This is a genomic window from Burkholderia sp. GW821-FHT14F03 (genome assembly GCF_058803765.1).
On the sequence record NZ_JBXAPG010000035.1, the window covers coordinates 79,802 to 86,344 of the forward strand.

General features: G+C 63.6%; 4 protein-coding genes and 1 tRNA gene. 3 read left to right on the plus strand and 2 right to left on the minus strand.

What is annotated here, in order from left to right; genetic code table 11:
• Positions 1-432: 432 nt before the first annotated feature.
• Positions 433-1,854 carry a DHA2 family efflux MFS transporter permease subunit gene (locus tag AC1RQF_RS22920; protein ID WP_273997552.1) on the minus strand — a complete coding sequence of 474 codons (1,422 nt, stop codon included), beginning with the start codon at positions 1,852-1,854 and terminating at the stop codon, positions 433-435.
• Between the two features lie 227 nt (positions 1,855-2,081).
• Between AC1RQF_RS22920 and AC1RQF_RS22925 the strand changes: the two genes are divergently transcribed.
• The 3 genes from AC1RQF_RS22925 to AC1RQF_RS22935 all read left to right on the plus strand — a co-directional run bounded on the left by AC1RQF_RS22925 (position 2,082) and on the right by AC1RQF_RS22935 (position 5,244).
• Positions 2,082-2,158 (plus strand) — tRNA-Val (locus AC1RQF_RS22925).
• A 347-nt stretch (positions 2,159-2,505) separates the two neighbouring features.
• Positions 2,506-3,150 carry a hypothetical protein gene (locus tag AC1RQF_RS22930; protein WP_492873040.1) on the plus strand — a complete coding sequence of 215 codons (645 nt, stop codon included), beginning with the start codon at positions 2,506-2,508 and terminating at the stop codon, positions 3,148-3,150.
• Positions 3,151-3,309: 159 nt separating this feature from the next.
• Positions 3,310-5,244, plus strand: coding sequence for a methyl-accepting chemotaxis protein (locus AC1RQF_RS22935; RefSeq protein ID WP_273997550.1), 1,935 nt, complete (start codon positions 3,310-3,312; stop codon positions 5,242-5,244).
• Positions 5,245-5,941: 697 nt separating this feature from the next.
• On the opposite strand, the gene AC1RQF_RS22940 is transcribed toward AC1RQF_RS22935, so the two are convergent.
• On the minus strand, positions 5,942-6,208 hold the full coding sequence (locus tag AC1RQF_RS22940; RefSeq protein ID WP_273997548.1) for a GNAT family protein: 267 nt from the start codon (positions 6,206-6,208) through the stop codon (positions 5,942-5,944).
• Between the last annotated feature and the right edge of the window lie 335 nt (positions 6,209-6,543).

A 6,543-nucleotide genomic window follows, 5' to 3' on the forward strand; every position in this document is an offset into this window, starting at 1 on the left:
CGTGAGCGCCTCGCACGTTGTCGTGAATGGCTCAGGACAGTGGGGCACCTTGCCCGCCTGGATGGTCTCGCCGACTGTATCGATCTCAACGCCAGCTGCGTGCACCGAGCGCCTCGCACGTTGTCGTGAATGGCTCGGGACAGTGGAACACCCTGCTCGCCTGGATATTCTCGCCACCCGCATCGATCTCGCTCGCAAGCGAGCATGCACCGAACGCCGCAACGTTGTCGCGACCGGGGCCACGAAGCAGTTCCACGCGTCCCGCTCGGCAACGTCGCATCCTCCGGGATCGCACGCCGTCGGGTCGGCGCTTCCGCCGCATGACCTGCGCGCCCACTGGCGGAAGCGCGTCACGCCACCGATTTCCGCGCACGACCGCACTGCGATCCTGCACAGCGCAGCAGCACGTGTCGGCGCCGCTGCCGCCGCGCATCACCCCTTCGCCATGCTCGCCCGCAGCCGGTCGCCGGCATCCGCGGCGAGTCGCGCGTAGCCCGGCAGCGTCAGCAACGCGAGCAGGCCCGCCAGAAAAAACGCCCAGCGGAAATCCGCGAGCACGTAGTGCGTGCCGCTGGCGTCGCCGCGCCACATCGACGCGACACGCAGCGCGAGTGCGCCGAACGCGATCCCCATCCCCATGCTCATCTGCTGCGCCGCGCTCCACAGCGTGCTGGCGGCGCTGGTTTGGCGCGCCGGGATATCCGCGTAGGCGAGCGTCGCGAGCGTCGTGAACTGAAGCGAGCGCGTGAGCCCATAGACGAACACGACGAACAGCGTGACGGCGATCGGCGTGGAGGCGGTCAACCAGCCGCACAGGATCGTGAACAACGCGACGATCGTCATGTCGACCAGCGCAACCCGGCGAAAACCGTAGCGTTCGAGGATCCAGGTGGTGCCGGCCTTCATGCCGAGATTGCCGACCGCGCTGCCGAGCAGCAACAGGCCGGACTGGAACGGCGACAGGCCGAGCCCGACCTGAAACAGCAGGGGCAGCAGGTACGGAACCGAGTTGATCGCGATACGCGACACCGAGCCGGTCAGCACCGTGACGGAGAAGGTCGGCACCTTCATCGTCGTGAAATCGAGCAGCGGGTGCGCGCAGCGCGCCGCATACGACCAGGCCGCGACGCCGAATACCGCGCTCGCGGCGAACAGCCCGGCCACCATCCACACCTGCGTATCCTGCTGGCCCGCGATTTCGGTCGCGACCAGCATGCAGGTCAGCGTGGCGCCCGAGAGCGCGAAACCGATCCAGTCGAGCGGCCTGGGCTCGGCATCGCGGCTGTTGTTGACGAGCAGCCACGTACAGATGCATACGATGATACCGATCGGCACGTTGAGCAGGAAGATCCAGCGCCACGAGGCATAGGTCGTGATGAAGCCGCCGACGGGCGGCCCGACGACAGGCGCGACGATGCCGGGCCAGGTGATGGTCGAGATTGCGCGCATCAGCTTGGACTTGTCGGTGCTGCGCACGACGATCAGCCGGCCGACGGGCACCATCATCGCCCCGCCGATCCCTTGCAGCAGACGCGCCGCGATGAACTGCTCGACGCTGGTCGACAGCCCGCACAGGATCGACGCCACCGAGAAGATCACGATCGCGCCGCCGAACACCGTGCGGGCGCCGAAGCGGTCCGCGATCCAGCCGCTGATCGGAATGCAGACCGCGAGCGTCAGCATGTAGGCGGTCATCCCGAAGCTCAGCGCATTCGGTCCGACGCCGAAGCTGTGGGCCATCTGCGGCAACGCGGTCGCAATGACCGTGGTGTCGAGATATTCCATGAAGAACGTGGCGGCAACGAGATAAGGCAGGAGTGCAGTGGCGCGCTCGCTGCTTGAGAGGGCTGTCATACGGGTATCTGAATTATCGTGATTCGAAGAACAGGGATCTCGGCACGCCGACGGCGCGACTCCGCGTGCCGGAGCAGTACGGATACTACTCCGGCGCATTCGGAGACGCTCTGGTTCTCCCTGATCGCTGCATGGAGAGAAGCCGAAGCGGGCGACCACGATTTGGAATTTTTTCGCGACGCGCTTGCGCATTCCAGAAAGTATGTCTACAATTCGCGCCTCAATACAGGCTCGTAGCTCAGTTGGTTAGAGCACCACCTTGACATGGTGGGGGTCGTTGGTTCGAATCCAATCGAGCCTACCAACGAACAGTGACAAGGACGGATAGCGCCGCACTCGCGGGTCTTGCTTCCGTCCTTTGTCTTTTCCGGTCCGTGCATATCGGACCTCCCTTCCCTTTAGCTCGCCGCGGCTGCGACGTCCGGATTGTCGACGACGTTCCGGAGCGATTGCGCACGCTGCTGGCCGCGGGCCGCTGTCGTTCGCATCGCGTCGCCGCGCCGGTGATGGCCGCATGCCCGGCTCCGTCGCCAATGACTTGCGGGTTCGCGTCATTCATCGTTGATCGTCGGGCCGCCGGGATGCTTGGCATCAATCCGTCGTTGGCATCCTTGGCGGGTTGTCGCGGCTCGGGGCATAGGTGGCCCGGCGTTGAAATTACCGCTCGGCTGGGCCCGATTGATCGAGGAGCGCGCTTTCGCTCGGTTGAAGCCGAGGGACTTGCGTCATCGGATCGTTGCGGATCAGCAGCGCCCTGCCGACGTCGGGCGTGGACAGGATCGTGCTTTTTGCCTGCTCGTGCAGGCCGTGTTGGAATTGCTGGAAGGTTGCGCCACGACACCGGATCGGACGAGCCTTCCATCATCAACGATCGGCATCCCGCACGTTCGACCGCGGTTTCTATCTTCAGCACCGGTTGATTCGACGGCGCGCCGGCTTCGTCATGAAACTGGCAGGCGCCATTCGGCGATGTCGCGCCGATCTGAATGTACCTTCTGTCCTTCTTCCGGTTCTTCGACTCCGGTAATTGCAATTGTTGACTCGCGGGTCGCTCGAAAACGCCTTGATCTGAGCGGGATCGTCGAATTCCGGATCCGCGTCGGCCCGGGCGTTCGCGCAAGCGATCAACATCAAGACAAGCATGGCGAGCGTCATGTTTTCCCGAGATCTTCTGTGCCGCGCGCTGCGTCGCCGGTGAACGAGGGATGCCTCCTCTTCGAGGCCAGCGCCGCGTTCTCTGCCCATTCGCGACGAACCCTCCATGTTCCCTCGCGCGTCGTAGAGCATCGCGTCTAAATGAACAGTCAGTGGCCCAAACTGATCCTCGACACCGGGCCCTGCCGCCATCCGGTCCGATTGTTCGCGACGCTACCGCTCGCCGCAGGCGCTGACGATCCATGCGTCCGCAACGATCTTCAGTAAAGTTAAACGCCGCCTTGCCGTAAAGGAGGCATCATGACTCAGTCCGGAGATTCGATGCCTAGCCCAATATCGACGCAAGCGCGTTTTACCGTGATCGCCTGCGCCTTCTTCGTGACGATGGTGATAGGCACGTTTGCCGTCGTCCGGCTGTTCGTCACACCGGAACTGGCGAGCCTGGAAGGCAAGGTGATCGGCGGCGATGTCGATCAGATCTCCATCCAGATCAGCGAGCAACTGCGTCAGGTGGAAGCCCAGCAACGCAGCATTACCCAGGTCATGGCGGCGCTCGACAGCGACCAGATTGACAAGCTGCAGCCGGCGCTGGTCGATCAGTACGGCGATCAGAACGTGTTCGGCGGCGGCATCTGGCCGCTGCCGAACAAACGCGAGCAAGGCCGCGACAAGTTCAGCACCTTCTATGCGCGCGACGCGGCCACCGGCAAGCTCGTGGTCAACACGCACTGGAACACGCCGGAGTCCCTCAAGTACTGGGAGCAGCCCTGGTACGAGAACGGCAAGACCGCGCCCAAGGGTCATTGCAAGTGGGCGAAGGCCTATCAGGACGATGCCAGCCCGCAGCCGCGGACGAATTGCGCGATGGCCATCTACAAGGGCGATGAGCTTTACGGCGTCGCCACGATCGATGTGACGCTGGGATTTTTCAATCACCTCGTCGCGAACATGGAAGACCGGATCCACGGTCAGATCCTGATCGTGGAAGCGGACGGCAAGATCGTCAGCAACAGTTCGAGGATCAACAGCAATATCGTCCTGAAGAACGTGTCCGATATCGCATCCGGCGCGCCGATGGCGGCGGCGATTCAGCGCTTGCTGCCCAGCGTGCAGAACGGTCGGGCCACCGAGGGCACATTCGACATGCCCGACGGCGCGCAGACGATTTTCCTGAAGCCGATCCCGGGCAGCCCGTGGATTATCGCGACGGCGGTACCGTCGTCGTCGCTGGAGATCAACAGCAACCGGATTCTTACGAAGCTGGCGTCGATCCAGGTGCCGATGGCCCTGCTCCTCCTGGCATTGATACTCGGCGGCATCCATGTGTTCATGAAGCGCCTTGCGGTGCTGAAGAGCAATATCGATGATCTCTCGGCAGGCGAGGCGGATCTGACGCGACGTCTGCCTGAAACCGGTGGCAAGGAATTCGGCGAGGTCGCGGCCAGTTTCAACCGGTTCATCCAGCGACTGCAGGACGTGCTCACCCAGGTGGTGGCGGGCGCCTCCTCGCTCACCGAAGCCTCGCACGAGATCTCCAGCGGCAACAAGGACCTGTCGGCCCGCACCGAGAGCCAGGCAGCCTCGCTACAGCAGACTGCCGCCTCGATGGAAGAGATCACCGGGACCGTCAAGCAAAACGCCGGCAATGCCAACGAAGCCAACAAGTTGGCGACGAATGCGTCGACGGTCGCTTCGCGCGGCGGCATGGTGATTGGCGAGGTGGTGGAGACGATGGCGTCGATCAGCGAGTCGTCGAGGAAGATCGTCGACATCATCGGCGTCATCGACGGAATCGCGTTCCAGACCAATATCCTGGCGCTCAATGCGTCGGTCGAGGCGGCCCGCGCGGGCGAGCAGGGCCGGGGGTTCGCGGTGGTGGCAAACGAGGTGCGCAATCTCGCGCAACGTGCCGCAGCCGCGGCGAAAGACATCAAGTCGCTGATCTCGGATTCCGCCGTCAAAGTCGATTCGGGGAGCAGCCTGGTCGCCAATGCAGGCTCGACCATGGCCGAAATCATCTCGACGACGGCGCAGGTCGCCACGATCATGGATGAAATCATGAGCGCGAGCGAGGAGCAGAGCCGCGGGATCGAGGAAGTGGGCCGCGCCATCACGCAACTGGACGGCACGACCCAGCAGAATGCCGCGTTGGTTGAGCAACTGGCTGCATCGGCGATGTCGATGCAGGACCAGACAACGAGGCTGCGTCAGGCCATCAGCGAATTCAAGCTGTGAACCCCTGCGTCGCGAAGCGTGCTGTTCGGGCACGCGAAACGGGAAAGTGCCGTTTGTCATTCCGGTGCGGAGACGGGCGACCCGCAGAGCGGACTGAAGCATGAAGGTGACCTGGCCGGCGAGCGGTATCGCGCCGGCCAGGGCGGCTTTGTCGTGCGCCCCCCCTGAGCACCGGCGAAAGCGCAAAGAGCGGGATGCCCCGATCCCAGGCTCGCTTCGGGGCGACGCCCACCCGTCGGAGAACCTGCCCCACCTGTCGACGACACGGCCTCTGCGGCCTCCGGCATCGATTGCCGAGCAGGTCACGACCAACACCTGCCTGAGGCTTCTTAATGAGGATTGCGAGACGCAACCGAACGCGCTGCGGGAAAATCAATTCATGATCCGGCGCGACGCCCCGTCGATCGCCGCCTCCAATGCTTCACGGCGCTCGGCAACTGCCCTCCGCAGGCATCTGGAGTGTCGTCCCCGCGTTGTTTCATGAGCCGCGGTCCGCGGCAAAAACACCGATGCGGAGTCAAAACGTGCGCAGCTAATCCGACATGGCATCGGAGCGTCTCCCCTCGGGAGAGGCATCACCGTCTTTCCTGGCCGAATGATCCGGATCGAGCGCCAAGCGACTGATATGCCGTCGTTGACCAGACAGGCCATCAAGCGCACGAACCGCCTCCCCGAGCACCACCAAAGCCAGCGACAGCTATAACGGGCTCACTGCAATGCATGCGCCTTGGCGGATCTGCCGGGCCCTCAGAGCATGGCTTCGAAGCACGGCGTCGAGCCGCGCGTGCATAGCGTCGAGCGTATGGAACGACGCTGCCCTGCTCGGCTCCCAGCGCTTGAGGTGGGTCCGGTTTTCGACGGAGTAGCGCAGGAGGTCGGGCGCATCGCCTGCGCGAATCAGGCGCAGCCTGATGTCGTCGCGAACGAGCAAGCCGTCTTCGGGAAACAGGAAGCGGTGCGACATGGCCATTCGCCCGAGGAGTGGAAGGCCGGCATCTTGCCAGAATCGACGATGGGTATGCTTTTTTCGTGCATGTGCGCGAGACGGGAAGCCGCTCGATGCTTCAGGCGTGCGAGGTGCTGGAGACGTCCGTTACTGCGGGCGGAGGAAGCGTTGCTTCATGGCTGCGCGCGCAACGAACCGAACGTCGCCCGCGATTCATCGCGCGGTCCTGATCCGGGTCGGGCGGTGTTATGGGGGACTGAGAGAATTCTGTCGCGTAAAAAGCAAAACCCCCGCCGGATGGGCGGGGGTTTTGGCAGAGGGAGCCTGACGATTACCTACTTTCACACGGGCAA